Here is a 16,578-nt window from a genome sequence, read left to right as displayed (position 1 = left end):
GCACCCCGATAGCAAGGGAGTATTGCATAAAGTGTGTCAAGGTGTTCATAGATCAAGGCGTAAACGGTCATCGTAGAGGATAGCCAGTTGTGACAGAATACGATTCCAGTTGTGCATGGGCTTCTTCCACTCGCTCGTCACGTCGCGCTGGACGAGGAAGAGCAACTTCATCAGCGCCGTATCGGAAGTGAATGAGCCCTTCGTTTTGGTCACCTTGCGCAGCTGACGGTGGAAGGCTTCGATCGAGTTAGTGGTGTACATTACTTTGCGGATCATGGGGCTGTAGGTGAACATCAGTGTCAGATTATCCCAGTTGCGACGCCAGCTCTCGATCACTTTAGGGTAGCGCCTGCCCCACTTCTGCTCCAACCGGTTGAGGGCGTGCTCAGCCTTGTCGCGCGTTGTCGCCTGATAGATCGTTTTGAGGTCGGCCATGAAGTCTTTGCAGTCCGTATGAGCCAGGTACTTTCTCGAGTTGCGGATCTGGTGTACGATACAGAGCTGTACGTCCGTCTGGGGGTAGACTGCGGCGATCGCATCTACAAAGCCCGTCAGGTTGTCTACCGAGGCGATCAGCATATCCTCTAGGCCTCTACTCTGTAGATCAGTCAGTACCTGCATCCAGAACTTGGCCGACTCGTTCTGTCCGATGTACAGCCCTAGAACGTCACGATATCCTTCCTGATTGACCGCCTGCGTCGACCGGGGTAGGGGCCCCGGACGTAAGCCCGTAGACGGCTTTGGTGATCACTCGCCCTTCTTCGCGCACTTTGTAGTGAATAGCATCCATGAACACAAAGGGGTAGACGCTTTCCAGGGGTCGGGTGCGCCACTCCTCGAGTAAGGGAATGACTTTGTCCGTTACCCGCGAGATCGTGGCGGGGCTTACTTCTACGTCATACATCTCTTCCAGAAAGTCGCGGATGTCTCCCAGGGAGCTACCGCGGGCGTAGAGCGTCATGATCTGGCGTTCGATGTCTCGCGGTAGGTTCTTCTGCCGCTTAGGAATGACTTTTGGCTGAAAGCTGCCGTTCCTATCGCGTGGGGTGGCGATCTCTACTTCGCCTAGACTGGTCCGAATGACCTTCTTGCCCTTGCCATTTTTGCGATTAGGGAGGTCTTCTTCGACGATATGAGCGTCGAGTTCTCCTTCCATAGCCTGCTCCAGAAAGGCTTTAAGTAGGGGGGTGAAGGCTCCATCCTTACCCAACAGGCCATCGCCAGCCTGTAGCTTGCTGACCGCTTCTTCGCGGAAGGCTTCTAAATCAAATTCTTGGTCTTGCATCACAAATGTATTGAGGTGAAAAAGTTAGCAACTTCTCTCCTGACACACTTTTTGCAACGGTCTCATAGCAATCGGGGCGATCCCGCCACCCCACCACCCATGTCCACTCCACTCCGCCCAGCCACCCCCGCCGACGCGCCCCGCATCGCCGCCCTCCACACGCGGAGCTGGCAGGAGAACTATACGGCGGACATGTCTGCCGACTACTTGCAGGGGGAAGCGGCGGCGGAACGGCTCGCCGTCTGGACCGAGCGCTTTGCTGCGCCCGACCCCGGTATGCGAGTGCTACTGGCAGAGGAGGGTGATGAGCTACTCGGTTTTGCCTGCATCTTCCTGGATCACGACCCGCAGGCTGGGACCCTGCTTGACAACCTGCACGTGCGGGCTGATCAGCAGGGAAAGGGATTGGGTAAGCAACTGATGCAGGCGGTAGCTACGCTGGCGCAGCAGGAAGCCCATAGCGATCAACTCTACCTCTGGGTGCTGAATAACAACACGCGGGCCCGGACGGTATACCTGCGGCTAGGCGGTAGGGTAGGGCAGTCGAAAAAGCGCCCGCTGCCGGGTACGGGACCGGAGGGGGCCTGGTCCTCCACCGTGCACTGGCCGCTGCACGCGCTGGCGGGTGCTGGATCTAGTGAATGAGGTCGGCTACCGCTAACTCCCCCAGTAGCTCACTTACAAAATTGTCTCCCCTGGCGTAATATGCTACCGTAGCGTACTCGCCTACCTCCGCCCTGGGGTCGGTGTGTACTTCCAGCCGTTCATCGATCAGGTTGATGATCCAGTACTCCCCGATGCCTGCCAGACTGTAGAGCCGGGCTTTGGAGCTCCGGTCGCGGGCCAGGGTAGCGTCCGAGACCTCGATCACTAGTCGTACATCTTCAGCTGTAGGCTTGCGGCCCCGGTAGCGGTCCGGATGGAGAGCCGCCAGCACATAGTCTGGCTCCGGGACGCTGTGACCAAGTAAGCTCACGGGCTTGTTCTGTCTGACAATGAAGTGGTCCCCGTAGCGACGGATCAAAAAGTAAGCCAGTTCCTGTACGCAGAAGCTATGGCGCGTACTACATGCTATCTGCTGAACTACCCTACCAAACAGCAATTCCAACCTGTCTTTGTCACTGAGTATACCGGCGGCTACCATGCCTTCGTACTGTGTCACCGTCCACTGTGGCTGATGAAACAGCAGTTCGACTTCAATGGGTATAGTAGTGGAGGACCTCACGAAGTTAAGTTACGATACATCGCGTGAGTCCTCACCACCTCATACCTAACCCCCTCCCACCCCCTATCTTCACCCCATGACCACCCCACTCGTAACTGTCCAGGACCTGGCCGCGCTGCTGCCCGATCAGCCGCTGCTCCTCGATTGCCGCTTCGACCTGGACGACCTCGAGCAGGGGCGGCAGGAGTACCTCGTCAGCCACATCCCCGGCGCGCACTACCTGCACCTGAACGACGACCTGTCGGGCGAGATCATCGCCGGACAGACCGGCCGCCACCCCCTGCCGGAGCTGACCACCTTCGCCGCAAGGATGTCCGCACTCGGCCTTACCCCCGACCGGCCCGTGGTGGCCTACGACGACAAGGGCGGCGGCATCGCCGCCCGGGCCTGGTGGCTGCTCAAGGCGATCGGGCACCAGCAGGTGGCTGTGCTGGACGGGGGCTTCCCCTTCTGGGTCATTGCCGGACAGGCCACGGCCGCCGGGCAGGAAGAAGCCCAGGCGGCTCCCGCTTACCCCATTGCCCTGGATGCATCCATGTGCACCCGCGACCGCGCCCAGGTGGACGCGCTGCGGCAGGACCCCGACTACGTGCTCATCGACTCGCGCAGCGCCGAGCGCTACCGGGGGGAGAACGAAACGATCGATCCGGTAGCCGGCTGCATCGAGGGGGCCATCAACCTGCCGTGGCCGGAGAATCTGGATGGGCGCACCTTCAAGTCGCCCGCCGAGCTGCGCGAGCGCTTTGCAGCCCTAAAAGAAAAGCCGCAGCAGAACGTGTTCTACTGCGGCTCGGGCGTGACGGCATGTCACAATGTACTGGCCTATTACTACGCCTTCGATGAGATGCCGGCCCTGTATCCGGGCAGCTGGAGTGATTACCTGCTGGGCCTAAAATAGGGGGGTGGGGTAGGTGTTCTCGGCCACCAGCATGGCGAAGGCCTCCTGCACCTTGGGCTTGTCCTCCTGGTAGGTGACGCCGTACCACTTGTCTTCGCTGACCAGCACCTTGACCGTAGCGCTGCCGTCCTTGATCATCCCGTCGACCAGTTCGGGGATGAGGTACTCGGCCTTGGGGTTGTCGGTGTTTTCGCGGGCAAACTGCTGAAAGCCCTTCTCGATGCGGTCGAAGATAGCGGGGTGGAAGCCCCAGAAGTTCATGGATACGACGCTGTCGTCGGCCAGCTCGTACTGGTGGCCGTCTTCGCCGAGGTAGCGGACCTTGCTGTCGTCGCCGCGCTGGATCTTGAGGCGCTCGTTGACGTCCTGCAGCAGGTAGTCTTCGGCTACGACGGTGACGCCGCGGTTGACGTGGCCGTGATCGGAGAGCGTGCGGTGCAGCACGTAGCCCACCATGGCGAAGGTCTTGGGATCGGCCTCGGCGACCAGGAAGGAGGCCATCTTCTGGAAGGCCTCGGTGCCGTAGTAGTCATCGGCATTGATGACGGCAAAGGGCTCCTGGGTCACTTCCTTGGCGACCAGCATGGCGTGGGTGGTGCCCCAGGGCTTTTCGCGCTTGGTGTGGTCGACGTCGGAGGGCACGTAGCTGTCCATGCCCTGGAAGGCGTATTCTACCTTGATCTTATCGCCGAACTTGCCGTCGAATTTTTCGCGGAAGGCCTCCTCGATGTCCTTGCGGATCACGAACACCACCTTGCCGAATCCGGCGCGGATGGCGTCGAAGATGGAGTACTCGATGATGCCCTCTTCACTGGGGCCTACGCCGTCGATCTGCTTGAGTCCGCCGTAGCGGCTGCCCATCCCCGCGGCGAGGATGACTAAGGTAGGTTTGGTTGCCATGTTATTGTTTTACTGCTAGAGCGAATCGGCCCGCCGTTTGTTTGCTTGGGCGGCCCGAAATTGAGTGGCCTCCCGCCGGCAGCGGTAGTAGGCCAGCCCGTAGGCGCCGGCCAGGGCCAGCATCCCCACCAGGAAGATATCGATGCATACCCAGCTCATCAGGGGACCGTAGGCGGGGTAGAAGTTCTGCACCACGAGCAGGTTGATGGTCACGACCAGGGCCGTCAGTAGCAGACAGAAGATGCAGGCCGCCCGCCCGAACTGCAGCGTAGGCTGCTGCTGCCGGAACAGGGTAGTGCGCAGGAAGCGGGCATAGACGGGCTCCTCCGGGTGCATCCGGATCAGCTCGCGCAGCACGTGCTCGGCCGTAGCGTACTCCCCGATCCGGAAGGCACTGGCGGCCTTGCGGAACAGCTGCTGCTCGAATACCTTCTCCTGCCGCCCGGGCATGTAGCGGATGTCGTGCCGGATGCTGGCGTGGATGACCAGGTCCACCATCAGCTGGTGCTCGCGGTAGGCGCCGGTCTCGAAGAGGGCATCGACGTAGTGCACGGTCAGCTCGAAGTGCTCCTCCACGTCGAGCCGACCGATGGCCTGTTCCTGCTCCTCGTACATGCGGATGATGCGGTGGTAATCGCCCGGTTCGACGGCGCGCAGTTCGCGGTACAGTTTGGAGTAGTGACGTGGCATAGCAGGCAGCGATAGATCGGTGGGCGCGGCGTGCATTCCGCACGTACGCTAGATTAACCGCGATTGTCCAGGAAGGGTTGTCATACGAATGCCACGCGGTACGCTAAATAAGTACCTTCACGCCATGGCTAAGCGACCCGCCCGCAGTACTTCCCAGCTCGTCCCCTTCGTCATCGTCTCCCTGGTGACCCTCTTCTTCATGCTCTGGGCCATGCGCCGCTGCAGCGCCAACGACAGCGACTACGCCATGATCGAGGAGCGCAACACCCGCGAAGACTACCTCGAACGCCGCGATAGCCTCCTGCGCGACAGTATCCGCAAGCTCCAGGCCGCCGCCGTACTCGGCACCCCCGGCGAGAGTCTGCTCTCGGAAGCCGAGCAGGAAGTACTGGCCCGCGAGGCCGCCCTGCTGCGCGCCCGCACCCAACCCATGCCCGGCGACAGCGGCGTATACGTAGGTCGGCCCGCCCGCGTGGTGGTAGAAAAAGAAACCACCCTCTACAGCACCATCGACGGACTGAACGTGCGCGTACAGCCCGCCCTGGGCGCCCCGATCCTGGCCCGCCTCAAGCTCTACGAGCCGGTCACCTACATGAACGAGGTGACTGACTCACTCTACACCATCGACCTGGGCGACATCACGCCCACCGAGCCCTGGGTCAAGGTGCGGCTGCAGGACGGCAAGCTGGGCTGGGTCTACGGCGCCGGCGTCCGCTACTACAAGTACAAACTCGAAGGCGTCCTCAACTAAGTCCCCCCCATGCAACTCGCACAGCCCATCACGGCACACGCACTGGCCGAGCGGCTCGGCGCGCAGCTCATCGGCGACGGCAGCCTGCTAGTCACGGGGCTTAACGAGATCCACCACGTCCGGCCCGGCGATCTCTGCTTCGTCGACCACCCCAAGTACTACGCCACCACCCTGGCCTCGGCCGCCTCCGTCATCCTGCTGGATCAAGTGCGTGACTGTCCGCCGGGTAAGGCCCTTCTCATCCACCCCGAGCCCTTCCGCGCCTACAACAGCCTGGTGCAGGGGGCGCGGCCGCAGGTGCAATATGAAGCCCACGAGCAGGCCGCCGTAGTGGGCGCCGGCACCATCGTGGCCCCCGGTGCCCACCTCGGCAGGGGCGTAGTCATCGGCACCGACTGCCTGCTCGAACCCAACTGCGTGATCGGCGACGGCTGCACGCTCGGCCACCGCGTCACGGTGAGCGCCGGGGCAGTCGTAGGCGGCGAGGCCTTTTACTTCAAGCGCACGGCCGACGGACTGACCGCTTGGCGCAGCGGGGGCAGCGTTCGACTGGAGGATGACGTTTTCCTCGGACCCTGCTGCACCATCGCGCGCGGCGTATCGTCGACCACGGTCATCGGCCGCGGCAGCAAGCTCGACGCCCAGGTGCAGATCGGTCACGACTGCCGCATCGGTGCCCACGTGCAGATGGCCGCCCAGGTCGGCGTGGCGGGCAACTGCGTGATCGGCGACTGGTCCATCCTCCAGGGGCAGGCCGGTATCGCACAAAATGTGACCATGGGCGAACGCACGGTCATTATGGCCCAGAGCGGCGTAGGACGCGACCTGCCCCCGGGCAAGAGCTGGTTCGGCTCGCCGGTACAGGAAGCGCGCAAGGCGTTTCGGGATATGGTGGTGTTGCGGCGACTGGGGGAGAAGGGGTAAATGAAAACACGGAAAACATAAGACTTAATCCGTGCAAAATCCGTGAAGTAATCTGAGTAATCCGTGTTTAATAGTCCAATAACCGATAAGTGAAGCGAAGCGTTAGTTCTATAGTATGGCAGAAGTACTAGACATCACGGTAGACGAGCAGCAGGCGATCCAGGAGACCTACGAGTCGATGATCGCCGCCCTGCGTACCCCCTTCTCGCAGGAGGACCGGGAGCAGATGGACCGTGCCTTCCGGCTAGCCAACTTCAGCCACCGGCACCAGCGGCGTAAGTCGAGCGAACCCTATATCCTGCACCCCATTGCCGTAGCCCGTATCTGTGCGGAGGAGATCGGTCTGGGCCCCACGGCGATCTGTGCCGCCCTGCTGCACGACGTGGTGGAGGATACGCCGGTCACGATGGACGAACTGCAGGAGCAGTTTGGCGAGCGGATCGCCCAGATGGTCAACGGGCTGACTAAGCTGGACAGTGCCTACCAATCCGAGAGCCAGCAGGCGGAGAACTTCAAGAAGGTGCTCAGTACGCTGGTGGTGGATGTGCGCATCGTGCTGATTAAGATGGCCGACCGGCTGCATAACATGCGCACCATCAAGAGCATGCCCGAGCACAAGCAGCTCAAGATCGCCGCCGAGACCAGCTACATCTACGCCCCCCTGGCCCACCGGCTGGGACTGTACAACTTCCGCTCCGAATTCCTGGACCTGTGCATGAAGGTGCTGGAGCGCGACGAATACCAGGCCGTAGCCCGCAAGCTGCGGGAGACCAAGGCCGCTCGCGAGAAGTACATCGAATCTTTCATCGCCCCGCTGCGCGAGAAGCTCGACGAACTGGGCTACCCCTACCGCATCTTCGGCCGGCCGAAGTCGATCTACAGCATCGCCAATAAGATCAAGAAAAAGCAGGTCCCCTTCGAGCAGATTTACGACCTGTTCGCCGTGCGGGTCATCCTAGACGTGCCACGCGACAAGGAGAAATTAGCCGCCTGGGCGACCTACAGTACCATCACCGACGCCTACCAGGCCGTGCCCTCGCGCCTGAAGGACTGGATCACGATCCCAAAATCTAACGGCTACGAAAGCCTGCACATCACGCTGGTGGGGCCCGGGGCTCGCTTCGTGGAGGTACAGATCCGCAGCGAGCGCATGAACGAGATCGCCGAGCGCGGCTTTGCCGCCCACTGGAAGTATAAGGGGGTGAGCAACCACCGCGACGTGTACGAGCAGTGGTTCGAGAGTGTGCGCGATATCCTGGAAAACCCGAACAGCGACACCGTTCAGTTTCTGGGCGACTTCCGCGACAACAGTTTCTTCAACGAGGAGGTGTACGTGTATACACCGGATGGAGACATGAAGGCGCTGCCTAAGGGCTCCACGGCACTCGACTTCGCCTTCAGCGTGCACAGTATGGTAGGCTACCACTGCGTGAGTATCCTGTGCGACGAGCGCATCGTACCCATGTCCTACGAGCTGAGCAATGGCGACCGCCTGCGGGTCAATACCAGCCCCAACCAGAAGCCCAATCCGAACTGGTTGGATATGGTGAAGACGGGTAAGGCCAAGGCCAAGATCCGGCAGTCGCTCAAGGAAGAAAAGCGCAAGCAGGGCGAGCTGGCCCGCGAAGCCCTACTGCGCCGGCTGAAGAAGCTGCACGTAGAGGACGAAAAGCTGGCCATCGAGACGCTCGCGCGGCACCACAGCCACGGCAGCCACGTAGACCTGTTTTACGACATCGGCCGGGAGGTGATCTCCATTCCGCAGGTGCTCAAACCCTTTGTGGTGGAGCAGGGCAAATTGGTGCTTCCCGCCGCACCTGCGCCCCCGCAAGAAAAAGATCCGGAAAGCCGGGGGAGGCGCAACGGGGCCAACCGCATCAAGGGCCACACCAAGCTGCTGATCAACGGCGAGCCCGGCGACCAGCTGGAGTACTTCATGGCCAGCTGCTGCAACCCCGTGCAGGGCGACCAGGTGTTTGCCTACCTGACCAGCACGGCCGGACTGAAGATCCACCGCGTGATCTGCCCCAACGCCGAGAATCTGATGGCCAACTACGGCTACCGCATCATGAAGGCCGAGTGGGTGAGCACGACCGAACACAGCTTCGTGGCCGAGCTCAAGCTGACGGGCCTGGACAGCGGCAAGGGCGTAATCGAGCGCATCAGCCACGAGATCGCCGAGATGGACCTGGATATTCGCAGCTTCCAGATCGCGGCGGAGAGCGGTCACTTCACGGCCCGGATCAGCGTACTCGTGCGCAACACCGACCAGCTGCTGCTGGCCCGGCGGGCGCTGCAAAACTTAGATAACGTCTCAACCGTTTCCCGGGTAGAATAGCGCCTCCGTAAGCCCCCCCGATCCATGCAGACCAATCCGACCACCGACATCGAGCAGGTAAAGGAGATCTTCTCCGAGCACCTGCGCGAACGCAAGGCCCGCCGGACGCCGGAACGGTTTGCGATCCTGGAGGAGATCTACAGCCGCGACGACCACTTCGACGCCGAGTCGCTCTACATTCACATGAAGACCAACAACTACCGCGTGAGCCGGGCCACGGTCTACAACACCCTGGAGCTACTGGTGAGCTGCGACCTGGTCAAGAAGCACCAGTTCGGTAAGAACCTGGCGCAGTACGAAAAGAGCTACGGCTACAAGCAGCACGATCACCTGATCTGTAACAGCTGCGGTAAGGTGCTGGAATTCTGCGACCCCCGCGTGCAGCAGATCAAGAACATGATGGGGGATATCCTCAACTTCAAGGTCACGGGCCACAGCCTGAACCTGTTCGGCGAGTGCGCCGGGGCGTGCGAGCGGACGCGGCCGGCGTAGTAAATATTGTAAATTGACGGGCGTCCCTCGAACCGGGGCCGCCTTTGTATTGCTTGGAATAGAAAGAAAACACACAACCTATGTCATTCGAAATTACCGGAACGCTAGTCAAGAAGTACGAAACCGAAACCAAGGGAGAATCCTTCCGGGTACGCGACTTCGTCATCAAAGCCAATGACGGCGGACAGTACGACAATTTCGTGAAGTTTCAGACCACCCAGGATCGCACCGCCATCATCGACGATATGAACGAGGGCGACGAGATCAAGGTCCACTTCGACCTGCGCGGCCGCCAGTGGCAGGATAAGTACTTCACGAACCTCAACGCCTGGCGCGTAGAAGCCATGGACGCTAGCAGTGCGCCCAGTGGCGGCGGCGGCGGCGCTAGTGCCGGCAGCGACAGCCCGGGCAATTTTCCCAAGGCCAGCGACGAGCCCGTGCTCGAGGCTGACGACGACCTGCCGTTCTAAGACACCCCCCCACGCCTATGACCAGCCAGACTACGCAGGACGTCACCGTCAGCGCCCAGAGCTACTACCAGGAGCGCTACTCCCAACCGGAGGACGAGAACTACGTCTACGCCTACCGCATCAAGATCGAGAACAAGGGCCACCTGCCCGTACAGCTGCTCAGCCGCAAGTGGGACGTGATCGATGCGGTCGGCACCCACCGCAAGGTGGAGGGTGAAGGCGTCGTGGGCAAGCAACCCTGGATCGCTCCGGGCGAGGCCTACGAGTACAACAGCTGGGTGCAGTTCGCCACGCCGATCGGGGCCATGCAGGGCAGTTTTGTTATGTACCGCCGGGACAGCGAGGGGGTAGAGAACTACTTCCGCGTGGCGGTGCCCAAGTTCGTGCACGTCAGCACGGCGATGCTCAACTAGCTTACTCCTCTTCGCTACCGCCGGGCTCTTCGAGCCAGAAGTCATTCACGCCCGCCCCGGGGATGACGCGTAGCAGGTGTAGGTTCAGGAGTTCCAACAGGGCCAGGAAGGTGACGATCGCGTGGATGCGCGTTTCGCAGGGACCGAACAGGGCCGTGAAGCTGGGCCGTGCCTTACCCGTCCGGGTACCCTCGACCAGGTCCAGGATCCGCCCCTGCTCCGCCTCGATGGTGAAGGCGAACTGGGCGATCTCGTGTACCATGGGTTTGAAGTTGGCATCCTCCAGGCGGGTGAGCACTCGCTCGTAGGCCCGCAGCAGCTTGAACAGGGTGACGCTTTCGAGTTCGACGTCGACCAGCGCCTTGGTGGCCAGTTGGGTGAGCTCGCTGCTGATGTTGCCGCGGTAGTTGCGCAGCCCGCGCTGCGTTTCCAGCGTACGCAGGTCGTTGAGTACGCTCTTGTAGCGCTTGTACTCCAGCAGTCGGCTCACGAGCTCCTCGCGCGGATCGATCTCGTTGCCCTCCTCGTCGACTGGCTTGCGGGGGATCAGCATCTTGGCCTTGATGCGGCACAGCGTAGCGGCTACGAGTACGAACTCGCTGGCCAGGTCGATATCCATCCGCTCGGCGGCCCGCATGTACTCCAGGAAGTCGTTCGTGACCTCCGAGATGGGGATGTCGTAGATATCCAGCTCGTCCCGCTCGATGAAGAAGAGCAGCAGGTCGAAGGGGCCTTCGAATTGGGGGAGTTGGATCTGGTAGGTCATGTGGAAAGGCTCGCTTCGCTTATTTTCCTCTCCCCCGGCCCCTCTCCAAAGGAGAGGGGTGACTTCTCGATGGGGATCGTCCATGTTCTCCTTAGCTCATTCCTCTGATCCGGCATAAAACTTGAGAAGGGGAAGTATAGGTTGATTATTGCATCATTGCGGGTAAGTCACCCCTCCCCCCTGGGGAGGGGCCGGGGGAGAGGTTGTAAGGTAAGGGGAGCATGACTAGCCAAACACATCCGCCAGTAGCTTCTCCAGGCACCACTGGTCGACCTCATCGAAGGAACCCTCCAGGGTGCTGTCTACGTCGAATACGCCGAGTAGCGAGCCGTCCGCCCGCCGCACCGGCAGTACGATCTCCGAGCGGCTGTTCGGGTCGCAGGCGATGTGCTCTTTGCCCTGCTGCAGGGCGTGGGTGTCGGTGACGATCCTGGTCTGCCCGGATGCAGCCACGGCACCGCAGACACCGCGGCCGAAGTCGATGTGCAGACAGCCCAGCGTACCCTGGTACGGACCTACGACCAGCTTGTCCGGCGCGCGGACCAGGTAAAAGCCCACCCAGTAGTAATAGGGCAGGTGGGTCTTGAGCAGGCAGTTGACGGTGACCATCTTCACCAGCTCATCCGTTTCTCCCTCCAGCGTAGCCGTGATGGCAGCCCAGGCGGCACGGTAGGCCGCCTGCTTTTCCTCCCGTTCGAGCTGGACGGAGGGCCGGATGAAGTAGGGCATTTCGGCGGTGGCGGACATGGGGTAGAATTTGTGTCAAAGGTAAGTAGGATTGCAGGGGCACGGCCCGGTACAACCGAACAAGACCCCCCGCAGCGCTAGTTCTGAAGAGTACTAACCCTACAATGATATCACTATGAGTAAGCAACAATTTGAACGCCCCCGCACCGTCGTTATCACCGGAGCCTCCGCCGGCATCGGTCGGGCCATTGCCCGGGAATTTGCCAAGGAGCACGCCCGGATCGGCCTGATCGCCCGCAACCAGGAAGGCCTGGAGGGCGCCCGCAAGGAGATCGAGAACCTGGGTGGCGAGGCCCTCGTGCTGCCCGTAGATGTGACGGACTTCCGCGCCCTGGACGAAGCCGCCAGTAAAGTAGAAGAAACCTTCGGCCCCATCGATGTATGGGTCAATAATGCCATGACCAGCGTACTCGGCCTATTCAAGGACGTCGATATGGATGAGTTCAAGCGGGTGACCGACGTGACCTACCACGGCACCGTCTTCGGTACCAAGTGCGCCCTCAAGCGCATGCAGCCGCGCAACCGGGGCAGCATCGTTTTCGTCGGTTCGGCACTGGCCTACCGCGGTATTCCCCTGCAGACCGCTTACTGTGGTGCCAAGCACGCCGTAGAGGGCTTCTACGACAGCCTGCGCGCCGAGCTGGTGCACCAGAACAGTAAGATCATGACCACCATGGTGCAGCTGCCCGGAATAAATACCACGCAGTTCAATCTCGTGCGCAACAAGCTCGATAAGCAGCCCCGCCCCATGGGTACGATCTATCAGCCGGAGGTTGCCGCCCGTGCCGTAGTGACCGCCGCGGACACCAACGACCGCGAATACTACGTGGGTCTGCCCGCCGTACAGACCATCATCGGCAGCAAGCTATTCCCCGGCCTGATGGACGTATTTCTCGGTAAGACGGCCGTCAGCGGCCAGAAGACCGATCAGCCGGCTACCCACGGTAAGGATTACCTCTTCGAGGCCGTACCCGGCGATCATGGCAGCCACGGTGACTTCGACGATAAAGCCAAGTCTAGCGGCATCGTCGTGAAGGGATCGACCGTACGCGCGCTGTCGCACGCCCTGGTGTTCGGCACCGTGATCGCCCTGACCAGTGTGATCACCAGTTCGCTGATGCGCCGCTAGGCTCCGACTACCAATAGCAAGGGCGCGGTGGATCATTCCACCGCGCCCTTTTGCGTTTGAGTAGCTCAGCTACCCTACTTCATCCACTCTTCGAGGGACTTCTCATTCATGCGTACGTAGTCCATGTTGCCGGCCTCCTGGGCTAGTTCCATAGACTTCTTGGCTGCTTCGATGGCCTCGTCGGTGCGACCCAGCGCATCCAGGATGAGGGCCTCGCGGCGGACCATCCAGAAGCGGGCATCGCCCATGCTGTTGGCCTTCTGGATGTACTCCAGGGCCTTCTCGTTGTCCTGCCCCGACTCGTTCAGGAAGGTAGCGGCCTGGAAGTAGTCGTTGGCGCTGGGACCGGCCATGACGCGCTCGATCGAGGCCATGACGTCTTCCTTGGCGTTGCTCATGATGGGGAGTACGACCATGGTCTCGCCCCAGGCCATGACCATGTCGGCACCGTCCATGCTGTAGTTCATAAGCTCGATGGTGAAGGTCTCTACCTCCATATCGGCCTCCATGGGCTCGGCGGTGACGGTGACGGCGGGCGTCTTCTCGACGTAGCTGGTCCAGTTGCTGGACTCGTAGGGGAAGAACATCACTTCCCACTGCTCCTCACCGGGCTTGCTGAGGATAGCGTAGCTGCCGGCGGGTACTTCCTGGCCCGCTACGCGGACGGCGGCGCTAAAGGTGATTTTGGTAGCCTGGTTGGCGCCCGTACGCCAGATCTCGCCGTAGGGGACCAGTCCGTCTTCGGCAAAGAGCTCGCGGCCCTTCATGCCGGGGCGGCTGTACTCCAGCATCACGTCGGTGAGGCCTACGGTGGTTTCCATCTTCACGGTGGGGGATGGCGGGGGAGAGCTGATCTGGGCCTGAGCCAGGGTGGTGCACAGGGCCAGACAGAGGGTAAATAGCATGCTACGGATCATAGTCTTGTTGGTTGGTTAGCCCACAAAGGTACGCCCGCCGGGGGCAGCGATGGCTATACCTTAGTGCGCCGACTTAGCGGGGGCCGGGGCCGAGGCGTGGAAGTCCCGCCCGATCCGTCCGGCGTAGTCGTCGAGGAGCTCTACGATCCGCTCGGTAGACTCCGAGGCTACGATGAGGCCGATATGCTGCGGCTTGTCCATACGCCAGACGATCTCGGCGTCCGTGAACGAGGAGGTATCCGGACGCGCGAAGCGCGACAGGCTCACCACGATACCCGACTGATCGTAGCGCCGCGTAGGCAGTTGGTACTTGCTGCCCGTAGCCATGGCGGTCTCCAGCTTAGCCCATTCCGCCCACAGGCTGATGCCGGTAGCCGCCTCCACCATCTCGGCCAGGTTCGCCCCGCCTACCCGGCTGGAGGTTTCCAGGAAGACGAAGCCGTCGGCCGTCTTGATGAACTCCGTATGCGAGGCACTGAACTGCATCCCGAAGACGTGCATCACGCTCTCCGTCATTCGCCGCAAGGTCACCGCGTCGGGGTCGTTGTAGGGTACGCTGACCGAGCGGAAGATGCCGCCCCCGTGGGCCACCTCGAAGGGCGTACTCAGGTAGCGCGACACCTGGCAGAAAACCACCTCACCGTCCACCGAGATCGCATCCACGTGGTACACCGCCCCGGGCCGGAACTGCTCGACCAGGTAGTCCTTGCGCCGCTCGCCGAGGCCGTGGATCGTGTCCCAGAGCTCCTGGGCCGAGTGCACCTTAGAGATCCCGGTGGCACTGGCCTCCCCGCGCGGCTTCACCAGACAGGGGTATTCGATCCGGTTGGCGAACTCGGTGACGGCCACATCATTGAACAGACTGGAAAACTGCGGCACGGCAATCCCGTGGTCCCGCGCCTGGATCCGCATTGCCAGCTTGTCGCGGAAGTAGCGCGCCGTGGTCTGGCCCATACCCGGTAGGCGGAATTCCTCCCGCAGGTAGGCGGCCTTCTCTACGTCGAAGTCGTCCATGGCTACGATGCGGTCGATCTGCCGCGACTGCATCATCCAGGCCATCCCCTTGCCGATATTGGCCAGGTTGGCGGCCGTATTGCTATCGTCTTCCAGGTAGAAGAACTCATCGACCGCCTCCCGCGGCCAAGCCTCGTGCTCCAGGCGTTTGGCGGTCAGCAGGTACACCGTGTTACCGGCCGCCTTACAGGCACGCAGAAAGGGCATACCCTTGAAGTAGCAGGAGATACAGAGGAAGGTCATGGGGGGTGAAGGGGTTAGGGGGTTAAGGTTGGAAGGGGGTTAAGGGGTTAAGGTTGGAAGGAGTAAAGGGGTTAAGGCGGATATTACGTAAATTAGGTAGGCGCAACAAGCTACGTAATAAGCCCTAAGTTGCTCCCACAAAAATGAACTTCCACTCCCTCACCCCCTTACGAGCGAAGCGAGCAATCCCCACTACCCTAACCCCCTAACCCCTTACTCCCCTCCCCCCATGGCACTAACAGAATCCACGATGGTCGACATCGGCACCCAGGCCCCCGACTTCAACCTGCTCGATACGCTGTCCGGCTTCAAGCTCTCGTACAAGGAGGTAAGGGGCGAGAACGGCACGCTGGTCCTGTTCATCTGCAACCACTGCCCCTACGTGATCCACACCATCGATGCGCTGGTCGACGTAGCTAATGAGTACGAGCCGAAGGGCATCTGTACGGTAGCTATCAGCAGCAACGACGTGGTCAACTACCCCGTCGACAGCCCCGACAATATGGAGGCCTTTGCCCTGAATAATCTGTTCACCTTTCCCTACCTGTACGACGAGACCCAGGAAGTAGCCCGCGCCTACGCCGCCGCCTGCACCCCCGATATCTACCTCTTCGACGCCAACGACAAACTCTACTACCGCGGCCGGCTCGACGATAGTCGCCCCAACTCCGGCAAGCAGGTAACCGGCCATGACCTACGCGCCGCCATGGACCTGCTGCTACAGGGCAAATCCAGTCCGGAGCCGCAGTACCCCAGCGCGGGCTGTGGGATCAAGTGGAAGAAGTAGCACTACAACTCCCCCCTTACCCCCTCCGCATCCGCTTAGGACCGTACCACAGCCAGAAGCCCGATACCGTGAAGACCACCGTAGCCAGGCCCATCACCGTAGAGTAGATCAGTTTGAAGGTATCGCCGAGGATGGAGCCGTCGTGGATGCTTTCGATGAGGTCCGCCCGGCGGGCACCGATACTGAGCACCCGGCCGGTGGCGCCGTCTAGCTGTACTTCCTGTAAGTGGTCGTCGAAGAGAAACTTGACCGAGCCCCTGGCCGGCCGGTAGTCGATGCGGTCGATCTGCGTGGAGTAGGTAGCGCCCAGGGAATCCCGGAGTGCCGATTGCGCGCGCACCAGTAGCTGATCCGTGGGGAGCCAGGCGGCGAGCTCGGTGTCGCTGCCCCGTCCGGTAGGCGGCATGAGGTAGTCGCTGTCCTTCTTCCAGCCCAGCAGGACGCTGGTGATGCCCACCACGAAGAAGAAAACGAACAGACTGATGCCCGACCAGCGGTGGATCCGCCGCGTACGCCGGAGTACTTTCGCCTGCCGCTGCCGTCGGGTCTTTGCCATGCTGCAAAGAAACGGCGCATTGCCCTATACCAC

Annotated in this window: 18 protein-coding genes and 1 pseudogene; 10 read left to right on the top strand and 9 right to left on the bottom strand. The window is 61.3% G+C overall.

Annotation, left to right across the window (positions count from 1 at the left end; genetic code table 11):
* Positions 1-45: 45 nt before the first annotated feature.
* Positions 46-1,285: pseudogene (locus MJQ68_RS09625) on the bottom strand (IS256 family transposase).
* A gap of 99 nt (positions 1,286-1,384) precedes the next feature.
* Here MJQ68_RS09625 and MJQ68_RS09620 point away from each other — a divergent pair.
* Positions 1,385-1,930 (top strand): GNAT family N-acetyltransferase, encoded by a 546-nt coding sequence (locus MJQ68_RS09620; protein WP_238750859.1) that lies wholly within the window; start codon positions 1,385-1,387, stop codon positions 1,928-1,930.
* Here the strand turns inward: MJQ68_RS09620 and MJQ68_RS09615 are convergent.
* Positions 1,920-2,510: a Uma2 family endonuclease gene (locus MJQ68_RS09615; RefSeq protein ID WP_238750858.1), complete on the bottom strand. Its 591-nt coding sequence runs from the start codon at positions 2,508-2,510 to the stop codon at positions 1,920-1,922. The genes MJQ68_RS09620 and MJQ68_RS09615 overlap by 11 nt on opposite strands.
* 76 nt (positions 2,511-2,586) lie before the next feature.
* On the opposite strand from MJQ68_RS09615, the gene MJQ68_RS09610 reads away from it, so the two are divergent.
* The gene (locus MJQ68_RS09610; RefSeq protein ID WP_238750857.1) at positions 2,587-3,408 is read left to right on the top strand and encodes a sulfurtransferase; all 822 of its coding nucleotides are present in this window, start codon (positions 2,587-2,589) and stop codon (positions 3,406-3,408) included.
* Here MJQ68_RS09610 and MJQ68_RS09605 read toward each other — a convergent pair.
* On the bottom strand, positions 3,400-4,308 hold the full coding sequence (locus MJQ68_RS09605; protein ID WP_238750855.1) for a nucleotidyltransferase family protein: 909 nt from the start codon (positions 4,306-4,308) through the stop codon (positions 3,400-3,402). The genes MJQ68_RS09610 and MJQ68_RS09605 overlap by 9 nt on opposite strands.
* A 15-nt stretch (positions 4,309-4,323) precedes the next feature.
* Positions 4,324-4,998: a hypothetical protein gene (locus tag MJQ68_RS09600; protein WP_238750853.1), complete on the bottom strand. Its 675-nt coding sequence runs from the start codon at positions 4,996-4,998 to the stop codon at positions 4,324-4,326.
* 124 nt (positions 4,999-5,122) lie between these two features.
* On the opposite strand from MJQ68_RS09600, the gene MJQ68_RS09595 reads away from it, so the two are divergent.
* The 6 genes from MJQ68_RS09595 to apaG all read left to right on the top strand — a co-directional run bounded on the left by MJQ68_RS09595 (position 5,123) and on the right by apaG (position 10,386).
* The gene (locus tag MJQ68_RS09595) at positions 5,123-5,749 is read left to right on the top strand and encodes an SH3 domain-containing protein (RefSeq protein WP_238750851.1); all 627 of its coding nucleotides are present in this window, start codon (positions 5,123-5,125) and stop codon (positions 5,747-5,749) included.
* Between the two features lie 9 nt (positions 5,750-5,758).
* Complete coding sequence (locus MJQ68_RS09590; RefSeq protein WP_238750849.1) at positions 5,759-6,673, top strand: UDP-3-O-(3-hydroxymyristoyl)glucosamine N-acyltransferase; 915 nt, start codon at positions 5,759-5,761, stop codon at positions 6,671-6,673.
* A 115-nt stretch (positions 6,674-6,788) separates the two neighbouring features.
* Positions 6,789-9,011, top strand: coding sequence for a RelA/SpoT family protein (locus MJQ68_RS09585; protein WP_238750848.1), 2,223 nt, complete (start codon positions 6,789-6,791; stop codon positions 9,009-9,011).
* 24 nt (positions 9,012-9,035) lie between these two features.
* Positions 9,036-9,503 (top strand): Fur family transcriptional regulator, encoded by a 468-nt coding sequence (locus MJQ68_RS09580; RefSeq protein ID WP_238750847.1) that lies wholly within the window; start codon positions 9,036-9,038, stop codon positions 9,501-9,503.
* An 80-nt stretch (positions 9,504-9,583) separates the two neighbouring features.
* Positions 9,584-9,973, top strand: coding sequence for a DUF3127 domain-containing protein (locus MJQ68_RS09575; protein ID WP_238750846.1), 390 nt, complete (start codon positions 9,584-9,586; stop codon positions 9,971-9,973).
* A gap of 17 nt (positions 9,974-9,990) precedes the next feature.
* Positions 9,991-10,386, top strand: coding sequence for a Co2+/Mg2+ efflux protein ApaG (gene apaG, locus MJQ68_RS09570; protein ID WP_238750845.1), 396 nt, complete (start codon positions 9,991-9,993; stop codon positions 10,384-10,386).
* Position 10,387: 1 nt separating this feature from the next.
* Here the strand turns inward: apaG and MJQ68_RS09565 are convergent, their stop codons facing one another.
* Together MJQ68_RS09565 and MJQ68_RS09560 are read right to left on the bottom strand one after the other, a co-directional pair.
* Positions 10,388-11,152: a segregation and condensation protein A gene (locus MJQ68_RS09565; RefSeq protein ID WP_238750844.1), complete on the bottom strand. Its 765-nt coding sequence runs from the start codon at positions 11,150-11,152 to the stop codon at positions 10,388-10,390.
* Between the two features lie 225 nt (positions 11,153-11,377).
* Positions 11,378-11,899: a GAF domain-containing protein gene (locus MJQ68_RS09560; RefSeq protein WP_238750843.1), complete on the bottom strand. Its 522-nt coding sequence runs from the start codon at positions 11,897-11,899 to the stop codon at positions 11,378-11,380.
* 115 nt (positions 11,900-12,014) lie between these two features.
* On the opposite strand from MJQ68_RS09560, the gene MJQ68_RS09555 reads away from it, so the two are divergent.
* Positions 12,015-13,028 (top strand): SDR family oxidoreductase, encoded by a 1,014-nt coding sequence (locus MJQ68_RS09555; RefSeq protein WP_238750841.1) that lies wholly within the window; start codon positions 12,015-12,017, stop codon positions 13,026-13,028.
* Between the two features lie 74 nt (positions 13,029-13,102).
* Here MJQ68_RS09555 and MJQ68_RS09550 read toward each other — a convergent pair whose 3' ends face one another.
* Together MJQ68_RS09550 and MJQ68_RS09545 are read right to left on the bottom strand one after the other, a co-directional pair.
* Positions 13,103-13,945 (bottom strand): DUF2911 domain-containing protein, encoded by an 843-nt coding sequence (locus tag MJQ68_RS09550; protein ID WP_238750839.1) that lies wholly within the window; start codon positions 13,943-13,945, stop codon positions 13,103-13,105.
* 60 nt (positions 13,946-14,005) lie between these two features.
* Positions 14,006-15,202: an ATP-grasp domain-containing protein gene (locus tag MJQ68_RS09545; RefSeq protein WP_238750838.1), complete on the bottom strand. Its 1,197-nt coding sequence runs from the start codon at positions 15,200-15,202 to the stop codon at positions 14,006-14,008.
* 229 nt (positions 15,203-15,431) lie between these two features.
* Here MJQ68_RS09545 and MJQ68_RS09540 point away from each other — a divergent pair, with 229 nt between their 5' ends.
* Complete coding sequence (locus tag MJQ68_RS09540) at positions 15,432-15,989, top strand: thioredoxin family protein (protein ID WP_238750837.1); 558 nt, start codon at positions 15,432-15,434, stop codon at positions 15,987-15,989.
* 16 nt (positions 15,990-16,005) lie between these two features.
* Here MJQ68_RS09540 and MJQ68_RS09535 read toward each other — a convergent pair whose 3' ends face one another.
* Positions 16,006-16,545 (bottom strand): PepSY-associated TM helix domain-containing protein, encoded by a 540-nt coding sequence (locus MJQ68_RS09535; protein WP_238750836.1) that lies wholly within the window; start codon positions 16,543-16,545, stop codon positions 16,006-16,008.
* Positions 16,546-16,578: the final 33 nt, after the last annotated feature.

Source organism: Neolewinella maritima, from assembly GCF_923081025.1.
GTDB lineage: Bacteria > Bacteroidota > Bacteroidia > Chitinophagales > Saprospiraceae > Neolewinella > Neolewinella maritima.
The sequence above is the reverse complement of the archived record's forward strand: the minus strand, read 5'-3'. Positions and strand labels throughout refer to the sequence as shown.

Excerpts from the sequence above, each read along its gene's own strand:
- MJQ68_RS09600 (WP_238750853.1), bottom strand. The coding sequence starts at position 4,998 with ATGCCACGTCACTACTCCAAACTGTACCGCGAACTGCGCGCCGTCGAA.
- MJQ68_RS09535 (WP_238750836.1), bottom strand. The coding sequence starts at position 16,545 with ATGGCAAAGACCCGACGGCAGCGGCAGGCGAAAGTACTCCGGCGTACG.
- MJQ68_RS09545 (WP_238750838.1), bottom strand. The coding sequence starts at position 15,202 with ATGACCTTCCTCTGTATCTCCTGCTACTTCAAGGGTATGCCCTTTCTG.
- MJQ68_RS09550 (WP_238750839.1), bottom strand. The coding sequence starts at position 13,945 with ATGATCCGTAGCATGCTATTTACCCTCTGTCTGGCCCTGTGCACCACC.
- MJQ68_RS09610 (WP_238750857.1), top strand. The coding sequence starts at position 2,587 with ATGACCACCCCACTCGTAACTGTCCAGGACCTGGCCGCGCTGCTGCCC.
- MJQ68_RS09565 (WP_238750844.1), bottom strand. The coding sequence starts at position 11,152 with ATGACCTACCAGATCCAACTCCCCCAATTCGAAGGCCCCTTCGACCTG.
- MJQ68_RS09605 (WP_238750855.1), bottom strand. The coding sequence starts at position 4,308 with ATGGCAACCAAACCTACCTTAGTCATCCTCGCCGCGGGGATGGGCAGC.
- MJQ68_RS09585 (WP_238750848.1), top strand. The coding sequence starts at position 6,789 with ATGGCAGAAGTACTAGACATCACGGTAGACGAGCAGCAGGCGATCCAG.
- apaG (WP_238750845.1), top strand. The coding sequence starts at position 9,991 with ATGACCAGCCAGACTACGCAGGACGTCACCGTCAGCGCCCAGAGCTAC.
- MJQ68_RS09575 (WP_238750846.1), top strand. The coding sequence starts at position 9,584 with ATGTCATTCGAAATTACCGGAACGCTAGTCAAGAAGTACGAAACCGAA.
- MJQ68_RS09540 (WP_238750837.1), top strand. The coding sequence starts at position 15,432 with ATGGCACTAACAGAATCCACGATGGTCGACATCGGCACCCAGGCCCCC.
- MJQ68_RS09555 (WP_238750841.1), top strand. The coding sequence starts at position 12,015 with ATGAGTAAGCAACAATTTGAACGCCCCCGCACCGTCGTTATCACCGGA.
- MJQ68_RS09590 (WP_238750849.1), top strand. The coding sequence starts at position 5,759 with ATGCAACTCGCACAGCCCATCACGGCACACGCACTGGCCGAGCGGCTC.
- MJQ68_RS09595 (WP_238750851.1), top strand. The coding sequence starts at position 5,123 with ATGGCTAAGCGACCCGCCCGCAGTACTTCCCAGCTCGTCCCCTTCGTC.
- MJQ68_RS09620 (WP_238750859.1), top strand. The coding sequence starts at position 1,385 with ATGTCCACTCCACTCCGCCCAGCCACCCCCGCCGACGCGCCCCGCATC.
- MJQ68_RS09580 (WP_238750847.1), top strand. The coding sequence starts at position 9,036 with ATGCAGACCAATCCGACCACCGACATCGAGCAGGTAAAGGAGATCTTC.
- MJQ68_RS09560 (WP_238750843.1), bottom strand. The coding sequence starts at position 11,899 with ATGTCCGCCACCGCCGAAATGCCCTACTTCATCCGGCCCTCCGTCCAG.